General features: G+C 46.5%; 20 protein-coding genes. 15 read left to right on the top strand and 5 right to left on the bottom strand.

Going from position 1 to position 24,424, the window contains the following annotated elements:
* On the bottom strand, positions 1-3,207 hold the full coding sequence (locus SD450_RS14235; protein ID WP_318345127.1) for a SusC/RagA family TonB-linked outer membrane protein: 3,207 nt from the start codon (positions 3,205-3,207) through the stop codon (positions 1-3).
* A gap of 663 nt (positions 3,208-3,870) precedes the next feature.
* Between SD450_RS14235 and SD450_RS14230 the strand changes: the two genes are divergently transcribed.
* The 9 genes from SD450_RS14230 to SD450_RS14190 all read left to right on the top strand — a co-directional run bounded on the left by SD450_RS14230 (position 3,871) and on the right by SD450_RS14190 (position 13,673).
* On the top strand, positions 3,871-4,320 hold the full coding sequence (locus SD450_RS14230) for an SRPBCC family protein (RefSeq protein WP_318345126.1): 450 nt from the start codon (positions 3,871-3,873) through the stop codon (positions 4,318-4,320).
* 46 nt (positions 4,321-4,366) lie between these two features.
* Positions 4,367-4,816, top strand: a complete 450-nt coding sequence (locus SD450_RS14225; RefSeq protein WP_318345125.1) for a VOC family protein — start codon at positions 4,367-4,369, stop codon at positions 4,814-4,816.
* A 34-nt stretch (positions 4,817-4,850) separates the two neighbouring features.
* Positions 4,851-5,447 (top strand): dihydrofolate reductase family protein, encoded by a 597-nt coding sequence (locus tag SD450_RS14220; protein WP_318345124.1) that lies wholly within the window; start codon positions 4,851-4,853, stop codon positions 5,445-5,447.
* A gap of 18 nt (positions 5,448-5,465) precedes the next feature.
* On the top strand, positions 5,466-5,720 hold the full coding sequence (locus SD450_RS14215) for a hypothetical protein (RefSeq protein ID WP_318345123.1): 255 nt from the start codon (positions 5,466-5,468) through the stop codon (positions 5,718-5,720).
* A 185-nt stretch (positions 5,721-5,905) separates the two neighbouring features.
* Positions 5,906-6,889 (top strand): alpha/beta fold hydrolase, encoded by a 984-nt coding sequence (locus SD450_RS14210; protein WP_318345122.1) that lies wholly within the window; start codon positions 5,906-5,908, stop codon positions 6,887-6,889.
* A gap of 16 nt (positions 6,890-6,905) precedes the next feature.
* Complete coding sequence (locus SD450_RS14205; protein ID WP_318345121.1) at positions 6,906-8,006, top strand: AraC family transcriptional regulator; 1,101 nt, start codon at positions 6,906-6,908, stop codon at positions 8,004-8,006.
* A 362-nt stretch (positions 8,007-8,368) separates the two neighbouring features.
* Positions 8,369-11,620, top strand: coding sequence for a SusC/RagA family TonB-linked outer membrane protein (locus SD450_RS14200; protein WP_318345120.1), 3,252 nt, complete (start codon positions 8,369-8,371; stop codon positions 11,618-11,620).
* Between the two features lie 12 nt (positions 11,621-11,632).
* On the top strand, positions 11,633-13,081 hold the full coding sequence (locus SD450_RS14195; RefSeq protein WP_318345119.1) for a SusD/RagB family nutrient-binding outer membrane lipoprotein: 1,449 nt from the start codon (positions 11,633-11,635) through the stop codon (positions 13,079-13,081).
* A gap of 73 nt (positions 13,082-13,154) precedes the next feature.
* On the top strand, positions 13,155-13,673 hold the full coding sequence (locus SD450_RS14190) for a DUF1440 domain-containing protein (protein ID WP_318345118.1): 519 nt from the start codon (positions 13,155-13,157) through the stop codon (positions 13,671-13,673).
* A 280-nt stretch (positions 13,674-13,953) separates the two neighbouring features.
* On the opposite strand, the gene surE is transcribed toward SD450_RS14190, so the two are convergent.
* On the bottom strand, positions 13,954-14,694 hold the full coding sequence (surE, locus tag SD450_RS14185) for a 5'/3'-nucleotidase SurE (RefSeq protein WP_318345117.1): 741 nt from the start codon (positions 14,692-14,694) through the stop codon (positions 13,954-13,956).
* A gap of 144 nt (positions 14,695-14,838) precedes the next feature.
* On the opposite strand from surE, the gene SD450_RS14180 reads away from it, so the two are divergent.
* Complete coding sequence (locus SD450_RS14180; RefSeq protein WP_318345116.1) at positions 14,839-15,708, top strand: diacylglycerol/lipid kinase family protein; 870 nt, start codon at positions 14,839-14,841, stop codon at positions 15,706-15,708.
* 21 nt (positions 15,709-15,729) lie between these two features.
* Here SD450_RS14180 and SD450_RS14175 read toward each other — a convergent pair whose 3' ends face one another.
* The gene (locus SD450_RS14175; RefSeq protein WP_318345115.1) at positions 15,730-16,200 is read right to left on the bottom strand and encodes a thiol-disulfide oxidoreductase DCC family protein; all 471 of its coding nucleotides are present in this window, start codon (positions 16,198-16,200) and stop codon (positions 15,730-15,732) included.
* A gap of 378 nt (positions 16,201-16,578) precedes the next feature.
* Here SD450_RS14175 and SD450_RS14170 point away from each other — a divergent pair, with 378 nt between their 5' ends.
* The 3 genes from SD450_RS14170 to SD450_RS14160 all read left to right on the top strand — a co-directional run bounded on the left by SD450_RS14170 (position 16,579) and on the right by SD450_RS14160 (position 18,653).
* Positions 16,579-17,049 carry a hypothetical protein gene (locus tag SD450_RS14170; RefSeq protein WP_318345114.1) on the top strand — a complete coding sequence of 157 codons (471 nt, stop codon included), beginning with the start codon at positions 16,579-16,581 and terminating at the stop codon, positions 17,047-17,049.
* Positions 17,050-17,222: 173 nt separating this feature from the next.
* Complete coding sequence (locus SD450_RS14165; RefSeq protein WP_318345113.1) at positions 17,223-17,717, top strand: YciE/YciF ferroxidase family protein; 495 nt, start codon at positions 17,223-17,225, stop codon at positions 17,715-17,717.
* 87 nt (positions 17,718-17,804) lie between these two features.
* Positions 17,805-18,653 (top strand): SDR family oxidoreductase, encoded by an 849-nt coding sequence (locus SD450_RS14160; protein ID WP_318345112.1) that lies wholly within the window; start codon positions 17,805-17,807, stop codon positions 18,651-18,653.
* Between the two features lie 20 nt (positions 18,654-18,673).
* Here SD450_RS14160 and SD450_RS14155 read toward each other — a convergent pair whose 3' ends face one another.
* Positions 18,674-19,753, bottom strand: a complete 1,080-nt coding sequence (locus SD450_RS14155; RefSeq protein WP_318345111.1) for a DNA topoisomerase IB — start codon at positions 19,751-19,753, stop codon at positions 18,674-18,676.
* Between the two features lie 151 nt (positions 19,754-19,904).
* Here SD450_RS14155 and SD450_RS14150 point away from each other — a divergent pair, with 151 nt between their 5' ends.
* Both SD450_RS14150 and SD450_RS14145 read left to right on the top strand, forming a co-directional pair.
* Positions 19,905-21,176, top strand: coding sequence for a M23 family metallopeptidase (locus tag SD450_RS14150; protein ID WP_318345110.1), 1,272 nt, complete (start codon positions 19,905-19,907; stop codon positions 21,174-21,176).
* A gap of 235 nt (positions 21,177-21,411) precedes the next feature.
* A complete protein-coding gene (locus tag SD450_RS14145) occupies positions 21,412-22,995 on the top strand; it encodes an amidohydrolase family protein (RefSeq protein WP_318345109.1) in 1,584 nt (527 codons plus the stop codon).
* 118 nt (positions 22,996-23,113) lie between these two features.
* On the opposite strand, the gene SD450_RS14140 is transcribed toward SD450_RS14145, so the two are convergent.
* Entirely contained in the window at positions 23,114-24,406 is a 1,293-nt protein-coding gene (locus SD450_RS14140; RefSeq protein WP_318345108.1) for a M20/M25/M40 family metallo-hydrolase, read from the bottom strand.
* Positions 24,407-24,424 lie beyond the last annotated feature (18 nt).

Raw genomic sequence — 24,424 nt, 5'->3', positions numbered from 1 at the left:
TTAAAATTTTAAATTGACCCCAAAGGAATAAATGGAAGCTACAGGATAGTTATTGTCGGAGACCCCGATGGTAAGGTTGTCTATGGCCCCACTATCCAAGAACCGGGGCTGCAGTTCGGGGTCGATACCGTCATAGCCGGTTATCGTGAACAGGTTGGTGCCCTGTAGATACAACCGCACGCTGTCCATGCCCAGGATGCTGGATACTTGTTGGTTGAAGGTGTAGCCGATCTGCAGGTTTTTCAATCTCATATAGGAGCCATCCTCAACAAAGAAGGAGTTTGCTGCACCTTCATTGTTGGTGATGCCCTGACTTAAAGCGGGCAATTCGGCATCCAAGTTGTCTGGCCTCCACGAATCCAGCACACGGACACTTCTGTTTGCATCGAAGAAGGAAGGAAAGTCCGTATATACCTTATCATTGTTGAATATTTCGTTTCCTTGGGAGCCTTGGAAAAAGGCAGACATATCGAAACCTTTGTAGCCCAATGTGATGTTGACGCCATAAGTGAAATCAGGATGGGGCGATCCAATAAACGTTCTATCGTCATCATTGATTTCCCCATCATTGTTCAAATCCCTGTACCGAAACCTTCCCACTCCATCAGCATTGGTGGCAAAACCTTGGGACGGTGCATTGGCCACTTCATCCTCGGAAGCAAAAATCCCATCCACTATTCTACCATAAAAAGACGATATCGGGTGTCCTTCCTGCGTTCTGGTAACGGTACCTGTCGTCCTGAAGCCCCCAAATCCGGTCTGGAAGGCACTGATCAGGTCGATGACCTCATTTTTATAGCTGGAGAAGTTGATATCAATGCCATAGCTAAAACCAGAATCGGCCTGGTCTGAATAACTCAGGGTAGCATCCACACCTTTGTTCTCAATGGAACCCAAGTTCACATAGGGCGGAGCGGCATCAAGGGCAGTTGAACTGTACAAGCTGCCATTTTGGTTGATCAAATCCTTTGTGGTGATTGTAAAATATTCTGCGGCAAGGTTCAATCTGTTGTCAAAGAAACCGAGCTCGATACCGAAGTTGGTGGTTTCACTGGTTTCCCACTTTAAATCTGGATTGCCGGCAGCCGATAAAATGGCACCCTGTGTAAGACTTGATGTGCTGCCTTCAAAAGTATAGTCGGAATATTGCTTGCTCAAAATCGTGAAATTGACAGTAGGGTTGTCCACAGGCAGTGTCTGGTTCCCTAATTGTCCCCAGGAACCTTTTAATTTTAATCGGCTAAAGAAAGAATCAACAGGCCAGAAAGATTCATTGCTCACAACCCACCCTGCACTGAACGAGGGGAATATATCGCTCTTGTTGTCGCCAATAAACCTGGATGATTCGTCCCGGCGAACGGTTGCTGTTAACAGGTAACGACCATCATAGTCATAATTGACGGTCCCAAACATGGAGTATAGGGAGGATGAGTTGTCATAGGCATAAGCTACGTTGGGTGTGCCACCACCATTACTTAATAGATAGTAATCGGGTCTTTCAAAGAAAAAATCGGTCATGGAAATTTCCTTGCCCTTACCGTGCGTATCAAGTGCTTCGATACCGACCAGTGCATTGATGCTGTGGTCTCCAAACGATTTGTTGTAGCTCAAAGTGTTCGTCCATACCCATTCATAGGTATCTTGATCGGCCTCTGTTAATGTATTTGTTGCGAGGGGTTCGGGAGATTCGGGTATCAATGCCCTAAAACGTCTATCATTATATGCCCTAATGGACCCACCAATTGAGGTTTTGAACTGTAGCCCGTCCAAAATGTCCCATGTGGCATAAATATCCCCGAACACCCTAAAGGTTTTCCTGAAATCATCCCTTTGTCGGGTAGCTTCTGCCACTGGGTTATTGGGGTTGGCAAGGCCGTTGGCATTGCTATAACTGCCTGCAAAGTTGCCTTCTACATCATATACGGGAAGCAAAGGGGACATCCTTGTGGCAAAGTTGTACCATGATTGTCCACCACTTCTTCGGTCAAAGGAAATATTGGCATGTTGCCCGATTCGGATTTTCTCCCCAACTTTAAATTCGGAGTTCAATCTCACCGAACCTCTTTTAAAACCCGTATGGATTTGAATACCATCTCGGTTCAAATATCCCGCTGAAAAGAGAAATTTTGATTTTTCATTGCCGTTTTCCAAAGTAATGGAGGCATTTTGGGTAATTGCGGTCCTGTAAATTTCATCCAGCCAATCTGTTCCATTGGGTCTTACGTTCATGGTCACGGGAACGTCCCCTTGTATAGTTTCAGGTACAACTGGATTCGGACCATTTCCATATTGGATATGGTCAGGAACTTCACCATCATTGATTACACTTTGCCAAATCATTTGGCCATGCTGTTGTGGGTTTAACAGTTCTGGCAGATTGGTTGCCACGGAAAATCCAGTATACATATCCAGCGACACCCTTGCCTTATCTAGGTTATAACCACCACTTTTGGTGGTGATGATCACAACACCATTGGAGGCCCGCGCACCATAAATGGCGGCAGCACCATCCTTTAGGACGTTCATTTGCTGGATATCCGCAGGATTTATCGAGTTAAGAATACTCGGGTCATCTGTCTGTACCCCATCAATAATATAGAGAGGATCGTTGCTGTTTCCGGTTCCATAGCCCCTGATACGGACCACTGGAGAGGCTCCTGGCGCTCCATTGTTGGTAATGGTGACCCCGGAGACCCTACCTTGTAGTGCTTCGGCCGCATTCACGATAGGTACCTTGGTGGCCTCTGAGACATCTACAGTACCGACAGAACCGGTCAAATCACCCCTTGTTTGGGTACCATAACCCGTTACCACTACCTCATCCAAGGCAGCGGCATCCTCTTCCATGGAAACGTCCACGGTGGCGTTCCCATTGACAGGTACTTCAACGGTCCTAAAGCCCACATACGAAAAAATCAAGGTGGCATCGGAGGCAGCGGTGATGGCATAATTTCCATCAAAATCTGTTTGCGTTCCGGTCGTGGTGCCCTTTACAATGACATTGGTGCCAGGCAAAGGATTTCCAAGATTGTCCACAACCGTACCTGTTACAGTTATCTGAAAGGAAGGCGTGGTTTCATCCAAGTTCGGGATTGCTGATAATGCGGGTTCCCACGTCAAGAGCAATACAAATGACAAAAAAAGGGCTGAAAATGTTTTGATGTGATCAGCCCCCTTTGTCAAGGTCTGATTTTTGTTTTTGTCCATAAAGTTTAGTTTGTTGAGTTAAATTGGAACCGAGCAAGTAGTTCCAATCGACAGACAATATTAATAAAAATTATCAAAAAATTAACATAAATAACTAATAAGAGTAAAAAATACATTTAAAAAATAAATGATTCGGAATTTGTGGGGATGGCTCCATGGGTCATGGATGTTGATTTTGCCTGACCTAAGAGAGATGTAAATATGATGCGATGGGGCAAAAAAAAAATAACAATTAAAAAATGGATTGTTAGATAAATATTAGCTGTGGGTATGCTTTTCCATTAAAATCTGCATTTTTTCTGTTCCGATGCATTGAAAAGATTCTGTGGCGATAATTTGAATAGATTGATTTTAAATATTTCCATGCAAACCGTGAAGAAAACAATACAGACCTCCATCACTGTACCATACCACATCTTAGGCAAGATGGAATTGGGATGAAGCGCTTGGACATGTTGCCCTTGATAAAGATTAATGTTGATCTCTATCAAGATTGACAATCCATACCAAATCTTTGGTTCTTTTTGAAGGTAATTCTAGGACTGGGGTAGCCAAGTTGGCGGAATCAGCCCGTGGATTGGCCGTTATTGCAACCTGTGGACTCGTCTTATCTCCCATACCTTTGAAAATGTAAACGAAGTTGAACTTTTAAATTAAACAATCATGTCAAACAACACAGTAAAATTGCACCGCGTATTGACCGCTTCACCAGATAAAGTGTTCAAGGCTTTTTCAAATGCAGATGCCTATGCCGCATGGCTTCCACCTTATGGTTTTTTTGCGAAGGTCCATCAAATGGAATTCAAGGCAGGAGGCACTTATAAAATGTCGTTCACCAATTTTTCCACTGGCAATGGCCATTCCTTCGGAGGGGAATTCCTTGAGATAAGACCCAACGAACTGATCCAATATACCGATAGATTCGATGATTCGAATTTACCCGGGGAAATGAAGACCACGATCCGATTGGCAAAAGTTTCCTGCGGAACAGAGTTGCATATTGAACAGACAGGGATTCCCGAAGCCATTCCGGCAGAGATGTGTTATTTGGGCTGGCAAGAATCACTTGAAAAATTGAAGAAACTGGTAGAGCCCGAAATTCCGGATGCGTAAAGTGCGCATCCCCGGCAAGAAAGTTGGTAATAAAAACACATAAAGCATGGCAAACAATAAACTGTTGCGAATGGACAACGTGGGAATCGTTGTGGAATCCCTGGATAAGGCCATTTCCTTTTTCACGAAACTGGGCCTGACATTGGAAGGTCGGACCATAGTGGAAGGGGAGTGGGCGGGCCGGGTTACCGGACTAGACTCCCAACGTGTGGAAATTGCCATGATGGTCACACCAAATGGTCATAGCCGACTGGAGCTATCGCAATTTATTGCTCCCGCCCCCATCTCAGATCACAGAACTGCACCCGTCAATGCACTTGGCTACCTACGTGCCATGTTCACGGTTGAGGACATTGACGGAATGGTGTCCAGACTCATTGCACATGGCGCCGAGCTCGTCGGCGATGTGGTCCAGTACCAAGATTCATATAGATTCTGCTATATCCGTGGCCCAGAAGGAATTCTCATTGGTTTGGCAGAAGAACTTGATAATTGAATGATATCAATCAATATGATCCATTAAAAACGATATGAGAAAATTAACCGTACTGTCCATGATAACCTTGGATGGGGTGCTACAAGGACCCGGTGCTCCAGGTGAAGATCCATCGGGAGGGTTTGAATACGGCGGATGGGTAGCTCCATATGATGATGAAGTCTATAATGGGGCCGTGGAAAAAGAACTGAACCAACATGTAGATTATCTGTTGGGCAGGAACACATTTGAGATTTGGGAGGCGTATTGGCCCGAACATGCCAATTTTTGGCCGGGTATCAATGAAGGGACAAAATACGTACTATCCCATACAAGGAAGACATCGGAATGGAAGAACACAGTCTTTCTCCAAAGTGTGGCAGCTATTGAAAATCTCAAAAAATCCGAAGGTGCCGATATACAAGTTTGGGGCAGTGGAAAACTTGTCCAACTCTTGTTACAGCATGATTTGGTGGACGAACTTCGGCTCAAGATCCATCCATTGACCTTGGGCAAAGGCAAGAATTTGTTTGATAGCGGAACCATTCCGGCAGCCTTTACCTTGACCGAAGGAACCATCACCCCAAAAGGAGTGATATTGGCCAACTATGCACGGTCAGGTCATGTCAAGACCGGCACCGTAGGGATTTAGATATGCGGACCAATTTGTATGGTAGAGGTATTTCGAACAAACATCGATACGGAAGGAAAGGCCTGCTTTATTTTGGGCCTGATCGAGACTGCATTTCCCCAATGTAGGGCCAACTTCGATTTGGAGGATTGCGACAACATATTGCGATTGGAGACTGTGGATGATGGGATAGACGCTAATGCCGTCATGACCTTGATCGAGCACCATGGCCATGCAATAGCAATCTTGCCGGACATAGTGATTCCTTCGATACAACACACCTTTTCAAAATAAGGCTGCCCCGCCCTATTAAATCCATCTTAAGGTTTGTAAACCTTTATAAAGCTTAACCCATTGGACCAAGACAATCGGTTAGTTTTGCTTTTTGCTTGCTTTTCTGTTGGACAATTGTGTGGAGTTTTCCATCGTTGACCAGCATATAAAGCGAAGAATAGGAACAAATCATTCATTCCACTGTCATGATTTCAACATACGAACTGATAAGATATTTTAGGATTGGTTGTATCGTATTTGCCCTTTCCATGGGCAATGTCTGGGCACAATCGGGCAAGGCCAATGCAAACGGAATCACCATCGCCTATGAATCGTTTGGCAACAAGACAGATGAAGCCATCATTTTGATACAGGGAACAGGCGCCACCTTATTGCATTATCCCGTGGAACTCTGTGAGGGCTTGGCTGCCAACGGATACTATGTCATCCGATTTGACAACAGGGATGTGGGCCTGTCTTCCCATCTCGATTCCTTGGGTCAACCCGATTGGGAGGCGATTGGCCCGTTGGTAGGTAGTTGTGAACCCGCTCAACTACCTTATACTTTATTGGATATGGCCGAAGACGTAACAGGTCTGATGGATGCATTGGATGTGGAAAAGGCACACATGGTCGGAACATCAATGGGAGGGTCTATTGCACAATTGCTGGCCATCCATTTTCCAAACAGAGTATTCACGCTGACATCCATAGCTTCTTCCACGGGCAATCCTGCACGTCCACAAGGAAATCCTGAAGCTTTAAAGGCCATGTCCACTCCACCGCCGAACACTTCCGCCCCTGACTCCCTTGCCAATTATTTGGTCAATATATATAGAGTCCTTGGAGGTGTCGATGACAGCACAACGCTAAAAAATAGGGCATTGGACCATGTCAAAAACAGGAACTGGGATCCCAAAAGTGTGAATAGGCAGGTGGCTGCAGTTTTGATCGCGGATTATTGTGACAGAAGGGAACAACTGGGCCAACTTAACATACCTACCATGGTCGTGCATGGCGATGCAGACCCCCTTGTTCCGCTTGAAGTGGGGAAAGAAGTCGCTTCATCCATCCCAAATGCGGAACTGTGCATCATCAAAGGAATGGGACATGATTTATCCATGGAGTTTGTGGATAGCATTGAAGATTGTATTTTAAGGATAGTATCCAAACCCCTTCAGGGACAATAATACACTAACGCGTACCATGGGAACCACAGAGATCATCTTGTTGTTTTTTTCGTTTCAGGCCTTGTTGCTCGGGGCATTTTTTTTGATCAAGAATAGGGGGTACACATATGCCAATAGGTTGTTCGCTCTGTTTTTGTTCCTTTTTTCGTTCAGTATCTTTTCCATAGTGCTGTTCTGGTCACGTTTCAACGAGTCCCTGTTCATCCAACTGATCTATACCTTTTATATCCCCTTTTCCCTTTTTGGCCCCCTGTTCTATTTTTATGTGAGGAATTTGGTGACGGGCAGAAAGATTTCCCTTCGCGATACCTATCACTTTTTACCTTTTCTATTGGTATTGCTGGTCTTTGGGGGATTCATGGTTTTGCCCCTCGCTGAAAAAACCTTTGCCTACCGGCACCATCGGTTATCCGGCTACGAAGACTTTGTTCCCTATTTTGATTATTGCCTCACGGCATTGATGCTCATCTATGGCTTTGCCATCTATAACAGATTCATTAGGAGCTATGACAAGCAGGACGTGAACCTCCGAATCTGGTTGAAGCTGACGAATTCAATCTTTTTGCTTTTCGCACTCTCTTTTGTCGTCTATATCACACTATTGTATTTTGGTCTGTTGACCGAGGAACTGGATTATTTCATTACCTATATGATGGTGCTCTTCGTGGGCATCGTGTCCTATTTCTGTGTCATACAGCCAGAGGTGTTCAATGGCCGTCCAATGGACCGGACCATCCCGTTTGTAAAGTACGAGACTTCCGGTCTCTCGCCCAGTTTCGCCAAAGAACTCAAGGCACAGCTCACGGAACTGATGGAGAATGAAAGACCCTTTTTGAACCCTGAACTCAAACTGAACGACCTGGCCGGAATGTTGGATGTTTCAAGGCACCATGCCTCCCAGTTGATCAATGAACATTTTGGCATGAGTTTTTATGAGTTCATCAATACCTATCGCATAGAGGAAGCAAAAATCAGGTTGAAGGAAGATAGGAACGACAGCATTGAAAGCATCTCCCATGACTGTGGTTTCAACAACAGGGTATCTTTTTATAAATCCTTCAAAAAGATGGAAGGCATTACCCCTTCCGATTATAGGAACCATTTTCTGGCTTCTTAACATTTTTATGCCTCCCGTACTTCGCTAAGAACATCCATTGAAAAGGCAACTCTGCCGACCTCATATTGCTTTCCTGTCCTCTCTTGGACTTTCCCTTGTGTGTGCAGCAAGTTAATCTCTACAAAGGTTAACGTTGATCTCTATGGAGCGCAACGATCTTTCCGCGGTAGATGGCTTCTTTTGAAGCGCAATTGTAAAGGTAGGGCAGTGGGAGGCCTTACTTCAGACAAAAGACAATACTGTAAAATCCATTTGGTTTTGTTCTCATTTGTGAAGTGATTTTTTGAATTAGCACATATACTTCTTCCCTGCCCACCTTTCCCAATTGCACTGACTCTATAATTCTAACTAAAATTAAATGTATGAAAGTAAAGATCCAATGGATTGTGTCGATGGTATGCCTGTTTGGCATATGGTCGTTGTCAGCACAAGAAAAAACAATTTCGGGCCATGTGACCGATCAGTCGGGAATGCCGCTCCCAGGGGTTAACATTGTGGTGAAAGGCACCACTCTAGGTACCCAAACAGATTTTGACGGTAACTATGCCATACAGGCAAGTGTGGGCCAAACGTTATCGTTCACCTATATAGGGCAAAAAACGATCGAGCGTACCGTGGGGACCACCAATACGATCAATGTACAAATGGAGGAAGATGCACAGGCCCTGGATGAGGTAGTTGTGACCGCTCTGGGCATTTCAAGGGAAAAGAAATCCTTGGGGTACGCCACTACTGAACTGGAGGGGGATGATGTGAATGTGCCCGGCGAGAACAATGTCATCAATTCCCTTTCCGGGAAGGCCGCTGGGGTCAATATCACCAGGAACAACAACCTTGGGGGATCTACCAACGTGATCATCAGGGGGGTCACCTCCATCAATGGCGACAACCAGGCCCTTTTCGTTCTGGACGGGGTGCCCTTGAACAACAATCTGGGAAACCTCAATGGAGTAATGAGCGGTCGGGGTGGATATGATTATGGAAACCCGGTAGCTGATATTGACCCTTCCATCATAGAATCGGTGAATATTCTAAAAGGTGCCGCTGCAACAGCGCTTTATGGATCAAGGGCCGCCAATGGTGCGGTGATCATTACCACCAAAAAAGGCAAGGGCGATGGCAAACTGGGCATAACCCTTACCTCGGGAATCACGTTGGGGAAGTTCGATAAAAAAACCTTTATTGAATACCAACAGGAGTATGGGCAGAGTTATTTCGGGGATCTGACCACGGCTTCAGGGACTTTTACGGACGGATTCCGAACCACCATCGATTTTGATGGGGACGGTGCCGTAGACCCTTTGCCCAGATATGGTGACGATGCTTCCTATGGTCCAAGATTTGATCCCAACCTGATGATCTATCAATGGGACGCCCTTGTGGATGACCTGCCATCCTACAGGCAAAAATCCCCGTGGGTGGCAGCTGAACATGGACCTTCCTATTTGTTTCAAACCGCGTACAGCATCAACAATACGCTCAGTTTTTCACAGAACAATGAAAAATCGGATTTCAGGGCCACCTATTCCAATTCCATCCAAACTGGGATTTTGCCCAATAGCGAGATTGTGAAGAACAGCCTCAGTGGCACGGCCGGATATAACCTGTCCGATGATTTGCGGGTTTCCACCAATATAAACTATGCCAACATCCGCGGCAAGGGAAGGAACGGGACAGGGTATGATGGTGCCAACGCCCGGAACCTGATGACCAATTTCAGGCAGTGGTGGGCCGTCAATGCCGACTTGGAAAAGCTGAAAAGGGCCTACGAGACCACAGGCAGGAACGTTACATGGAACTGGTCCACCGTTGATGCTGAAAGGCCCGAGTTTTGGGACAACCCCTATTGGACATTGAACAAAAATATCCCAGAGGATGAACGGAACCGCGTTTTTGGAAATATAAGCCTTGATTACAAGATCAACGATTGGCTGACGGCGAATGCCAGGATTTCCGTAGATCATTTTGATGAACTCAGGGAACAGCATGTGGCTGTTGGCAGTGTGGGCGTACCTTTTTTCTCAACCTATAACCGAAGGTTCAGCGAGTTCAACTATGACGCCAACCTGACCTTCAACAAGACCCTGTGGGAGGATTTCAGCATAACGGCATTGGCCGGTCTCAACATACGAAGGACCATGACCCAAGTGATTTTTGCCCAGACCAACGGGGGGTTGATAGTACCCGATGTCTATGCGTTGAGCAACTCCCTGAACCCTCCCAATCCACCGACCGAGAATTTTTCAAAAGTTGGGGTCGATGGGGTCTTTGGTTCCATTTCCCTGGGATATGGGAACTTCCTCTACCTAGATCTTACGGGTCGCCAAGATAAGGCTTCCACATTGCCTTTGGCCAACAATTCATTCTTCTATCCATCGATTTCCACCAGTTTTGTTTTTTCCAATGTGCTTGATCAAGACTGGCTTTCCTTCGGAAAGTTGCGCTTGAACTATGCGGAAGTCGGGAAATTTGGGGAGCCGCAAAGCCTTATAAGTCCTGTACTCTTAAATCCCAATGGATCTTTTGGAGGAAACAACCTGGCATCCATTAGTGGTACATTGAGAAATCCCGACCTGAAACCGGAAACCACCGAAAGCATGGAGGCAGGTCTGGAGATGAACTTCATCAATAGGCGTATTGGGATAGATGCTGCCATTTACAAGACGAATTCCATCGATCAGATCATTGATGTGGCCGTTTCAACGGCAACTGGTTTTGATAGGAAATTTGTGAATTCGGGAGAAATTGAAAATAAGGGAGTGGAGCTCTCCCTGTATGGATCTCCCATCAAGACCCCAAATTTTGAGTGGAACATAAGGGCCAATTGGTCACAGAACAGGAGCAAGGTACTTTCCCTGTATGAAGGTGTTGACAATTTTGAGGTTTCATCTTCACAAACTGGCATCACTTTCAATGCAACCATTGGCAGGCCATATGGCACACTGAGGGGCAGTAACTTTGTCTATCACGAAAATGGTCGGCCAATCGTGGACCAGGAAACGGGGGCCTATCTGCTATCCGATACCAATGAGGAAATTGGAAATACCAACCCTGATTGGATAGGTGGATTGACCAACAGTTTCAGGTACAAAAATCTATCCTTCAGTTTTCTCATCGATGTGAGGAAGGGAGGGGGCGTTTATTCGGTCGACACCTTTTATGGTTTTGGCACCGGACTCTATCCCGAAACCGTTGGCACCAACCGGCTTGGGAATCCCATACGGAACCATTTGGAAGATGGGGGAGGGTATGTGTTCCCTGGAGTGGCCCCAGATGGAAGTCCGAACACCGTTTTGGCCGATGTCAGTGATGCTTCCGCTGCGTCTGGAGGACTCTTTGGCAATCTACCGCAGGCCTATCACGTGTGGGACGGCTCTTTCGTAAAACTCCGTGAAGTGGCCTTGACCTATACCTTGCCCAAAAAACTGGTCAATAAAATGAATTTGCAGGGCCTTTCCCTGTCACTTACAGGGTCCAACCTTTGGATCATCCATAAAAACATGCCCTATAGTGACCCTGAAGCCGGTTTCAGTGCAGGGAATGTGCAGGGCATCCAAATTGGGGCCTATCCGACTACCAAAAACTATGGGTTCAACATGAAATTGGAATTTTAAGAAATAGACAAGATGAAAAAAATAGCACTTATAATGGTTGCCTTGGGAATGTTGTTTTCCTGTGCCACCGATGATACCTTATCGAACCTCAATAAGGATCCGAAGAATCCGACCGAAGGGGTCCCGGACGAACTGTTTTTCAGCAATGCGCAAAAGGCCCTCTTTGATACCATGGAAAGCATAAGTATCAACATCAATATTTTTAGGTTTTTGCCGCAATATATCACACCCACTACCTATACTTCGGAAAGTTTGTACAATTTTCAGAGCAGGACCATCCCAGGAAATTTTTGGGGCATTCTTTACCGGGATGTGTTGACTGATTTTAAGGCGGCAAGGCAAGAACTGAACCGGGAGGGAAATTATTCGACCTCCAGGGAAATTGCCATTAGGGACAATCGATTGGCCATGGTCACTCTTTTGGAGGTCTATACCTATTCGGTCCTAGTGGATACCTTTGGGAACATTCCCTATTCAGAAGCGTTGGACGGAAACAATCTCACCCCGGCATATGATGATGCCATGGCCATCTATCAAGACCTGTTCACAAAAATCGATACGTCATTGTCCTTGTTGGACACCTCTGCGGAAGGTTATGGTGCCGCTGATGTCATGTACAATGGCAATGTGGAGCAATGGATAAAATTTGGGAATTCCCTAAAACTGAGAATGGCCATGCGATTGGTGGACATTGACCCATCACAGGCCCAATCACTTGTTGAGGAAGCGGCTCCCCATGTTTTTTTATCCAATGATGACAATGCCACCTTTGCCTATATGTCCGCTCCCCCGAACACCAACACACTCTGGCTTTCACTGGTACAAAGTGGCAGGAACGATTATGTGGTCTCGAGTACCATTGTGGATATGATGAACGATTTGGAAGACCCGCGAAGGGACATTTTCTTTTCCAATCCAATGGATGGGGAATATGTGGGTGGACCCTATGGTGCAGGGGCCGATTTTGAAACCACCTCCCAATATGGCAACTTGTTCTTGGAACCGGACCTGCCCGGCAATATTCTGGATTATTCAGAAGTAAAGTTTTTCTTGGCCGAAGCCGCTGCAAGAGGGTATAATGTGGGGGGTACCGCAGAAACGCATTATAATGAAGCAATCAGGGCCTCTTTTGAATATTGGGGATTGTCGGATGCCGAGGCAACTGCCTATTTGGCAAATCCCGATGTGGCTTACACTACGGCCACAGGTAATTTTGAACAAAAGATAGGTACACAATTGTGGATCGCCTTGTTCAATAGAGGTTTTGAGGGATGGTCGCATTGGAGAAGACTTGATTTTCCCATGATGAACCCCGCACCGCAACTGACCTTGGACGACATCCCCGTCCGGCTCACCTATCCCATTGATGAACAGAACCGGAACAATGCCAATAGGGAATCTGCTTCAAATGCCATTGGAGGAGACCGGTTGACCACCAAACTGTTTTGGGATGTAGATTAATGACACCATTTTCGGGAACGGCCTTTTCAATAAGGCCGTTTTTCTTTTTGTGATCAATTCAAACCAACCCTATATGAACCCATACAAACCCGTCGATACCCAAAACAGAAAACCATCTTTTAAAAAAATAACATCCATAGCGCTGCTAGTGGGCACCCTTGACATTCTTGCGGCAATGGTCATCACCTTGCTCCATGGCAATGGGCCCATCAAGATGCTGCGGTATATCGCCAGTGGTGCTTTTGGCAATCTGGCATTTTCGGGAGGGGAAATTTTCACTTTTCTGGGTTTGCTTTTTCACTATTCCTTGGCATTTCTTTGGACCATTTTGTTTTTCAGGGCATATCCGTTCTTAAGGAAAGTGATCAAGAGTGTTCTACTTTTGGGGATAGCTTACGGCCTGTTTGTTTGGGGCGTGATGAATCTGTTGGTCCTTCCAATCTCCAAAGCTTTCCAGGGGCCGTTTACCATGGTTTCCACACTAACGGGAATACTTGTTTTGATGGTCACGATGGGCCTTCCGCTGTCATGTATCGCCAACAGGTTCTACAACGGCGCCCATAAATCCTCCCAAAGGAACCAAAAAAAATGAGCTTTGACCCCTAGAAAATGTCCTTTATAAATCGGATTGTTGATCCAATCCATCAAGGGGGTTGGAGGGATCGGAAGGTATTTGTACTTTAGTATCATCATAAACGGGGTGCCCAATACTAGGCTGAGATCATACCCGAAGACTGGACAGGTAATACTGGCCAAGGAATTTATGAAAACAAAGGGAACTCAATATGAAATCATATTTTAGTTCCCTTTGTCCTTTATTGGCCCTATGGGTATTGGGGGCTTCAAATCCAATATAAATATGCATGTTATTTTCAGTCCCGATGTTTTTCTTTCTGGGTCTTCTTGAGGAATTGGGTATCCGTCAAATCCAGCATCATAGGGGTAATACTCGTTTTACCACCCTTGATGGCCCATCTGTCCGAACCTTCTTCTTCGGGTTCGACGGGGACGACTGTAAACCAAAAAAGAGGTCTTCCCTTCGGGTCTTCCTGGGCGATCACCTTGCCATCGTATTGGCGTAAGGCTTGGCTCGTCCATACAATATCCCCATTGGGAAACCGTGGAAAGTTGATGTTGATGAGTTCCAGTTCCTTCATTTGGATCACTTCGTCCAAAGCATTTTGCACAAAAGGTTTCAAGGCCTCAAAGTTGGTTTCGGATTCACCGACGGATACACTCAGGGCGATACCCCGTACCCCGAAGAGTACCGCTTGCCTTGCGGCGGAGAGCGTCCCCGAGTGCCAGGCCGAGTTTCCCAGATTAGATCCCAGATTGATGCCAGAGAGCACCAAATCGATGTTCTCAAAAAGGTGGAGTCCCAAAGCTACACAGTCCGAAGGGGTGCCATTTACCCTATACGCTTCAATATCATCAAAATGGATGGGGGATGTCTTGTAGGTTATTGGTCTGGATGAGGTGATGGCCTGCCCCATGGAAGATTGTTCCACATCTGGGGCCATCACAATCACCTCCCCGTAGCGGGCGGCCTCTTTTGCCAAGCATGAAATGCCCGGGCTATAAATACCATCATCGTTTGTCACCAAAATCCTCATATCCCAAAGTTTTTATAAAATTTACTAAAAAAGGATTATAAACCTCTTAATATGAGGTTAAAACCCAATGGAATTGCTTAATTTAAATAAAACGTTTCCAAAAGGGGGCATTCGCGAACCGAGTATTTTCATTCAATAAAAGCCATGGACCGATACCAAATCATATACAACCCCACTGCGGGAAACGAAGACCATTCCCCTGAAAAATTGGTCGATCATTTTTCCAAAAAGGGAGTGGAGGTGGAATTGATATCGACCGATGAGAGCGATTGGAAAGCAGCTTTGGAAAAATCACAGGCCCCTGTGATAGTGGCCGGAGGGGATGGAACCGTTCATAAGGTGGCCATTGAAATCCTGAAGCAGGATAACGACCATCCCTTGATCGTGTACCCATTGGGAACGGCCAACAACATAGCCAAGGCACTCCAGGGACCTGGCTACCCACAGGGCGTTATGTCCCCTTTTGATGCAGGCGAGATCACCGGGATAAAAAGTAACCGACATTTTATAGAAAGTTTGGGCTTTGGGGTGTTTCCAAGGTTTGTAAAAGCCATAAAAAAGGAGAAAAACAAAGATGAGGTCAAGCGAGATGGCAAGAAGGTGATACAGTTTTTGAAGGATGTTGTGGACAGCCATAAACCTCGCAAAACGACCATTTATCTGGATGGTGTGAAATTGAAGGGAAAATTTTTGCTGGTGGAGCTGTTCAATATCGATCATGTAGGTCCCAATTTGAACTTGGCACCGAAGAGTGTCCCCAACGATGGTTATTTTGACCTGTGTCTGGTTCCGGCCTCCAAAAAGAAGGAGTTTCAGGAATTTCTGTCTAGCACACCTGCCCAAAAATCAGTTATCGAGGAAAAACAGGATTTGTTTTTACGGTTCCGGTGCAGGACCATACAGTTGAAAAGCAAGGACCCAGATTTTCACATTGACGATGAACTCGTCGATTATTCCGGAGAGAAAATCAAAGTGGAGGTAATGCCCAATCGTTTACAGATGAAGCTCCACTGATTCTTATCCCTCCATTTTATTTCAACTCAAGACCCAGGCAACAATAAATAGAAGGGCTGCAAGATAGAAAATCCAATAGGGACTGGGGTTGTGGGGGTCTTCTCCAAAGAAGAGAACGGTCAGTCGATACAGAACGGGACGGTTGTTCGAAATGAACCGATATCCCATGTCGCTGGCTTTTCTGAACCATGCATATTTTTTATACCAAACCAACAGAAAGCTCCACCTGTGGGTATAGTGCAACACCCTATATGCGGCATGGGCACCGCTGTAAATTTTGCCATCTGTTTCGATCAAGCGAACCGCCTTCCGAAATTCATTTTCAGGGATTTCGTCAATACGCTGGTGCATGCGCTGGTATGGAGCATACCGGATGGAATGGCCTGTAAGGTGCCGCCACCTGATGACCCAGTACTTACAAAAACCACATTGGCCATCCCATATCAATAAAGGACGCATGGGTCTGAAGGTGGAATGGGAGGGAAGCTGCATGGGATTGTGTATTTGGAATAGACTTTTCCCTAGTTGCCTTTGGGGCATTTTGCCCCCATCGTAGGCGGTACGGGCTTATTTAAAAAGATACCAAAAAAAGATTCCAGCACATAACGGATAAGCAATAGGGACAAGATTTTAACGGTTCCGGTCAAAATGAGAAACAGTACCCTGAAGGGAAAAAAGGATTTTGCTTGTCTGGTTGAAACAAACCTATACAAAGGAGGTGTTCATTCCAAAAATGACCCAAAAAAGAGGAATGATGACCCAAAAGGGCAAGGGAGTGAATCAGCATAAAACAAAGCGGTAACTTGATGGATACTTTCATAAAATGCCATTGGGTTTTGTAAAGGTTGTCGGACCATAATATGTATAAGAGTGGAATTGCATTATAAAGCCTATCAAAAAATAAAAATCTATCTGGATAAGATCCAGATGTCCCATGGAAATTTGAGCGTGGTCCTCAATAGAATGCCATTTGCAAAGGGCAAAGCCCCCATAAAATCAAGGATAAAGGAGCTTGAACTCATGAAGGCGCTGTTGTGCGGGTTTTGTTTGAACCTTAGGTCCTCTTTGCCCTATGTGCCAGGATGTAGGTGCAAAGCATTTACATCGTGGTATGGGGACAAGGCATTGTTTGAACCCAATGATCTCTCCAGTTTCAAGGAAAATCTCCTAAAAGCAGATGATGAGGTACTCTTGGACGCAACCTATGCCATTTTGAACGATGAATTTCCTTCAGCGTTGAGGGACATATTTGTACAGCACGCTATCCGGTACAGAAAGATGCGGCAATCGTTGGACCTTGCCCAAGAAAATCCGGTTCCCCAAGAAGAAATATTTGAATAGCCACGGGCTTGTCCGACCCAAAAGGATGACCCGGAAGAAACGGCACGGACCCTTATTTTACAGTAGGTCTGTCACTCATTTTTTCAAGGCAATGTTTTGCGCAATGCAGTCAAAAAAGTGGAGGACAACCCGTTAATTTCGAGAGCAATAATAATCCTTAAAAAAACACTATTATGAAGACATTGGAAGAGTTGTTCGAACATCAATTGAAAGATTTGTACAGTGCCGAAACCCAATTGGTGGACGCCTTGCCAAAAATGGCGGAAAAGGCCAATGACAGCAAATTGCAGAAAGCTTTTGAAAACCATTTGGAAGAGACCAAAGAACACAAAAGCAGGCTTGAGACCATCTGCAAGGAGCTGGACATTTCACCCAAAGGGGAAACCTGCAAGGCCATGGAGGGTTTGATCCGTGAAGCAAAAAGCTTTATCGAGGAGGCGGACACCGATGAGGTAATGGACGCAGGGTTGATCGCCGAGGCACAGCGCGTGGAGCATTATGAAATATCGGGTTATGGCACCGCTGTCCGCTATGCAAAGGAACTTGGCCATCATGACATAGCCGAAAGACTCCGGATGACCTTGGACGAAGAATACGAGGCCGACGATAAGTTGAATGAATTGGCAGAAGGCAGACTGAACAAAAAGGCCATGAAAGAAAACGCTTAAAAAAAGCCTTGCCCAGAAAAGACCTATCCATATCGGGTAGGTCTTCTCCTATAAAAAGCATCATCAAACCGTAAAAAAAAATAGCATATGGCAAATCCAAAGAAATTTCCGGAACAGTCGCAGTCACAACCGGGTGACCAGCACCAAATGAAGCCCCAACCCCAGGTCATTAGGGAAAATTATAAGGGAAGCGACAAACTGAGGGGCAAAGTGGCCCTGATCACTGGAGGGGATAGTGGCATAGGGAGAAGTGTGGCGGTGCATTTTGCCAGAGAAGGTGCCGATGTTGCCATAGTGTACCTGAACGAGGACAAGGATGCGCAGGATACCCGGGCCATGATCGGGGAAGAAGGAAGAAAATGCATCATTTTGTCGGGTGACCTAAAGAAAGAGAAATTTTGCAGGTCTGCCGTCCAGCAGTGTGTGGACCAATTGGGCGGACTGAATATTGTGGTGAACAATGCTGCCATGCAATTTCCGCAGGACAAGTTTACGGACATTTCGTCCGAACAGCTGGAAATTACCTTCCAGACGAACATTTATTCCTATTTCCACATCACGAAGTATGCACTGGAACATTTAAAGGAAAATGATGTGGTGATCAATACGAGCTCCATCACCGCATACAGGGGCCAAGAGGTTCTGGTGGATTATTCCAGCACCAAAGGGGCCATTGTCGGTTTCACCCGTGCCCTCTCCAAAGTGCTAGCAAAACAGAATATCCGTGTCAATGGCGTGGCTCCGGGCCCGATCTGGACGCCCTTGATCCCGTCTTCCTTCGACGAAGTCTCCAAATTTGGGCAACACACCCCCATGGGCCGCGCAGGACAGCCAAGCGAAGTGGCACCGGCCTATGTTTTTTTGGCCAGCGAAGACAGCAGTTACATGACCGGTCAGTTTATACATATCAACGGCGGGGAGATCATAGGAGGATAGAACCTGATCTTCAGGGCGTGTCACTTTTGTACCAACGTGGGGCGATACTTTTTAATGACGTCCAACATGGCGACCTCCGAAGGGGAAAAATACGCCTTACCATTTGAATGCTTTTCAGCATCATCAAAAGCCTTTTGCAGGGAACCGTCCTCGTACGCCGTGACCAATCGCGGGTGTACGTAATGTTTTCTACAAATGTTCCTGGTGTTGCCCAAGGCCTTTGCTGCGGCATCATAGGCAGATAGCAGGTTCTTTTGGATGTCCTTTTTTCGTGATGCCGTTCCCATGTCCATTAGCGTATTGAAAAAAATGACGGAAGCGCCCCAAGTCCTGAAATCCTTCGACGTAAAAAACACATCGCTGATTTCATGCAGGTAGTTGTTGACCATGGCACTGTCCAGAGTTTGCTTTTTACCCTCTTCGTCATAATAATGGAAAAGTTCCCAACCCGGAATATCCTCGCACTGGCCCACCAGACGAATCAACTTTTTATTGCGGACCGTTACGGCATGGTCTTTCCCTTTTTTCCCCACAAACTCAAACTTCATTTTACTTTTGTGGATGGCCACGTGTTTTTTTCTAAGCGTGGAGAGACCATAGGATCGGTTGCGCTTGGCATAATGTTCACTACCAATGCGGATATGGGTTTCCTCCATGAGTTTGATGACCAGGGCGACCACTTTTTCCTTTGGCCAACCTGATTTTTCCAGATCCTGGTCCACCTGCTTTCGGATGGTGGGCAGCTGCTCTCCAAATGCGGTCATTCTATAGAATTTGGTCTGGTTACGGATTTTTGACCAAGTGGAATGGTAGCGGTATTGCTTCCTTTCTTTGGCATCATATCCCACCGCCTGTATGTGCCCGTTGGGCAAATGGGTGATCTTTACGTTTTCCCAGGCAGGGGGAATGACCAGTTCTTTGATCCGCTTTAAGTGCTTTTTGTTCTTTAGCGGTTTGTTCCGGAATCGATACGTAAAACCTTTCCCCTTTCTGTGTCTTTCAATGGGCAGCTTTTGGTCGTCCACATAGACAAGGTCCAAATGCTCCAAAGCAGTCTCAGGAGCCTCTACGAGTTGGTGCAACAATTTTTTTTTGGACATGGGCAATGTTAACGGGTTAAAATTAATCGGGCCCCTATCATAAGCTGTGCCTAAACGAATGGATTTTTGACCCCCTTTTCCATGTGATGTCTTTTTTCCATGTTCCCAAGATGTTGATAAGGAACAAACCTTGAATTTTTTGCGATAAACCGTGGCACAGGCGATGGGTATTTTTGTGATAAACCGTGGCACAGGCGATGGGTATTTTTGTGATATGATGGGGAAACAAGTGGGAGAAAAATTGGAAAACAAAGATGTCCGGACAACATGCCTGGAAAAAGGGTTGAAAGTTGTCCTAATATCGATATTTGCCTCCGTGTTCATCCTAATGCTCCATTCTTGCAATCAAGTACAGAAAATCTCTGACATATTTGTACAACCGACCGATCGTGAAAGATACGAGCGAATGTTTGATGAAAACGACCCTCGTCTTGCCGCATGGAACCGTGCCACACAAACTGCGTTGGCCGATACCCTTTCCATTTCTCTGCCCTATGCAGAAACGGGTGTCTTCCCGTCTGAATTTAACTTCGCCTATGGGTATGATGTCCCATTGCAGAATGGCCGGAAGTTGATGGTTTCGGTTACCCCGATCTCCGATAGCATAGGTGCTTTTGTTGATGTTTACCAGCTTCGGAACGAGCGGGAAAATGAACCGTTGTTGAGCAAAGAAGTAAATGGTGCGGGCGACATTGTGTTGCCCATAGAGGAAACGGGCATCTATAAAATAGTGGTACAGCCCAAAATTGGCTATTCCACAGCATTCCGATTGGATATTTATTCGGAGCCCACACTACTTTTTCCTGTACTTGGTGCAGCGAACAGGAACATTCAAAGTTTTTGGGGAGATGCAAGGGCGGGCGGCACACGACTCCATCAAGGCGTGGACATCTTTGCGCCACGGGCAACCCCTGTGGTTGCGGTAAAGACCGGTAGGGTGAGCTTTACCGGCGAAAGAGGACTTGGGGGAAAGCAAGTGTGGTTCAGGGATGGCCTGTTCAACCATTCATTCTATTATGCCCATCTGGATAGTGTAAAAGTATCCTTTGCCCAGAAAGTGGAGGCAGGAGACACATTGGGTTTTGTTGGCAATACGGGAAATGCCCGGACTACATTGCCACATCTCCATTTTGGTATATATGGGAGCAATGGGGCCATAGATCCCCTGCCGTTCATACAAAAAGGCCAGCGGACCGAGCGAGCACTAAAAACTCCTTTGCCCTACGGGCATATAGGCGCGGAACTTGCCAATGTCAGAAAAGGGCCCACTGTGGAAACAGAAATAATAAGGTCCCTCAAAAAGGAACGCCCAGTGTTCATTTTAGGAAAGACCGCCAACTGGTACCACGTACTTTTTGACGATAACATCCAAGGCTATGTGTACCATACCTTGATCAATGAAAGCGAAGAAGCTGCGGACTGAGCATTTGCTGATGCCCCATATCTCTTGGGCATTGCTGATTCCTTAATGTTTTCCAATAAATATTGATTTTTATTTAAAAGAATAGACTTTTGTCACCCTTTTCAGGGATTTTCCCAACACTGTATTGAGAACATGGTTTTTCAGGGAAGGAAGGCCTCGTTCAAACTTTAGGAGTTTACGTCATGTAAACCCCTAGGAACAAAATACAAATAACCAACCTTTAATTCTTTTTATTATGAAGCATTTCTTTTTGACAATCTTTCTGGTACTGCCCATGCTGCTGGCCGCCCAGATGATCGGTGGTCCGGACCGCAAGCCGGGGGAAGGAGAGGGGCCCTATGATCGCCTCATCATCCGTGGTGTCACCTTGATCGATGGGACCGGGGGACCACCACGCGGGCCAGTGGACATTGTGGTGGAAAAAAACAAAATAGTCGATATTGTGGGTGTGGGCGCCCCCCATGTGCCCATTGACGAATCCAAGCGACCAAAATTGGGCACTGGCAATACGAAGGAAATCGATGCTGCAGGAAAATATCTTATGCCTGGTATCGTAGATCTTCACGTCCATACGGGTGGAGTGCCGAAAGCTCCGGAAGCCGAATACGTTTACAAATTGTGGTTGGCCAATGGTATCACCACGGTAAGGGGCGTTCCTTTTGGAGATTTGGAATGGTCGCTCAAAGAACGTGAGAGGAGTGCCAAGAACGAGATTGTTGCACCAAGGATGGTCTCATTTCACCGCATTGGCAATGGAAAGGAGTGGAAGGACCGTAAGATTCTGACCCCGGAAGATGCCAGGGCCTGGGTACAATACGCTAAAAAGAAAGGGGTTGATGGATTGAAGCTGGGAGCCCACGAGCCATCGATCATGAAAGCGGTCTTGGAGGAAGCGAATTCCTTGGGAATGGGCAGCACGGCCCACTTGGCGCAGAGCGGGGTCGCACAGATGAACGCCATTGATGCCGCCAGACTCGGCTTGACCAGCATGACACACTTCTACGGACTGTTCGAGTCCATGTACGAGAACCATGATGTACAACCTTTTCCGGTGGACATCAACTATGGCGATGAACAGCACCGTTTTGGACAAGTGGCCCGTCAATGGAACTTGGTGAAACCGGGTGGTGAAAAATGGAACGCCCTTTTGGACGAATTCCTGAAGTTGGATTTCTACATCAACCCGACCATGACCATCTATTCTGCAGGAAGGGACGTGATGCGTGCACGCAATGCCGACTGGCACGAAAAATATACCCTGCCGTCCCAAATGGATTTCTTTGAACCAAGTAGAAAAAACCATGGTGCCTATTGGTTCGACTGGACCACCGAGGATGAGGTGGCTTGGAAAAAGTACTATCAGGTATGGATGCAGTTCTTGAACGAGTACAAGAACATGGGTGGAAAAGTGACCGTGGGTTCCGACTCCGGCTTCATCTACCAACTGTACGGTTTTGGGACCATCTTGGAATTGGAGATGTTGCAAGAAGCTGGGTTCCATCCCCTTGAAGTGGTGCGTGCCGCTACCATGCACGGTGCCGAGGAGGTATTCAAGCCCCTTAACAAACCCATCGAGTTCGGGGTAGTGCGTCCTGGTCTGTTGGCCGATATGATCATTGTGGATGAAAACCCATTGCAAAACTTCAAGGTATTGTATGGCACCGGGGCCATACGACTGAACGATGAAACCGGAAAGCCTGAAAGGGTGGGAGGAATCGAATATACCATCAAGGACGGTATCATCTACGACGCCAAGCAATTGCTGCGTGATGTGGAAGCCATGGTGGACAAACAAAAGAAAGAAAGGGCAGGAAAATAACCAACCAAACCCTCTGAAGATCACTATTTCTAAGCAGGTGGACATCATGCAAATGGTGCCACAAAACAAAACCCCCTTTGTTGGCTAAAGGGGGTTTGTTATTTCATCACGTAAATGTCTATTTTCCCAATCCAGCTTGTGCCAAGGTGATCAAAAGTGCCAATTGTATGGATTCGTCACCGGGTTCATCATTCAGGAACCATTCGTGCAGCGAGTGCGCTCCGCCTCCTTTTCCTCCGCGACCGATGCATACGGAAGGAATTCCTTTGGAAACGGGAATATTGATGTTCGTGGACCCACGCCCCAAACTTGGCGTTGCCCCAAAGTATTGCGTAGCGGCCATACTCCTTTGGATGAGGGGCAGGGAAGGGGAAAGCTCTCCAGAAGGTCTATCACCAATCTTGATGAGTTCATAAGTCACTTCATCCCGTACACCACTATTATTGTACTCCACAATGGCCTTTTCCACCGAATTTTTGAAAATAGCTTCAATTTCATCCAAATTTTTTGGGTCCACTGCCCGCATATCCACTTCCATCCACGATTCAAAGGGAATGGAATTCACCGAGGTTCCCCCACCGATACGGCCCACATTGAAACTGGTCCTTGGAATGTCTCCCGAAGTATAGTCCCATGCATCCTTGGAAAAGATATCGATGACCTTGCCCAAGGCATGGTGCGGGTTGGCAAGCCCAAAGGCACCCCAAGAATGGCCGCCAGGCCCTTTTACGGTCAGTTTATACCGTTTGGAACCCAGTCCGGCATTGCTGATCCGTCCCAAGCTACCTCCATCAATGGCGATCCACGAATCGATGTCCAGTTCCGATTCGTTGAAGAGGTATTTCATTCCCCTGAGATCACCCAGTCCTTCTTCACCGACCGTGCCTACGATAAGAATGTCCTTTCGGGTCTTGATTTCTGCCTTGTTCATGGCCTTCAGCATGCTGATGAGCATGGCCAGTCCCCGTGTGTCGTCCCCAATGCCGGGAGCCTTCAGGGTATCCCCGACCTTCTTTACGGTGACATCGGTGCCTTCTGGAAAGACGACGTCCAAATGGGCATCGACCCCCACATAGCCCGGTTCGCCGGAAGTTCCCTTACGCAGGCCGATTACATTACCGACCTTATCGGTCCAAATACTGTCCACACCGGCTTCTTGGAGCATTTGGGAAAAGACCTTTCCACGTTCATCCTCCATGAAAGGCGGGGCCAGCACTTCAGTGAGTGTGATGAGGTCTTCAGTAGTGTTATCCTTTTGCTGCCGTATGAAATCGAAAGCGGCCTTGACCTGTTTTGTCTTGGCCAAGCGTTCCACTTCCTTGATGTATTTGGCTTCGATTTTTTCTTGGGCCATTGTGGAGAATGACAATAGTCCGAAGGTCATCAGCAGACCCCATTGGAATTGTTTCATGTTTGGTGTTCTTTTTAG

Source organism: Flagellimonas baculiformis (genome assembly GCF_033441575.1).
GTDB lineage: Bacteria > Bacteroidota > Bacteroidia > Flavobacteriales > Flavobacteriaceae > Flagellimonas > Flagellimonas baculiformis.
The sequence above is the reverse complement of the archived record's forward strand: the minus strand, read 5'-3'. Positions and strand labels throughout refer to the sequence as shown.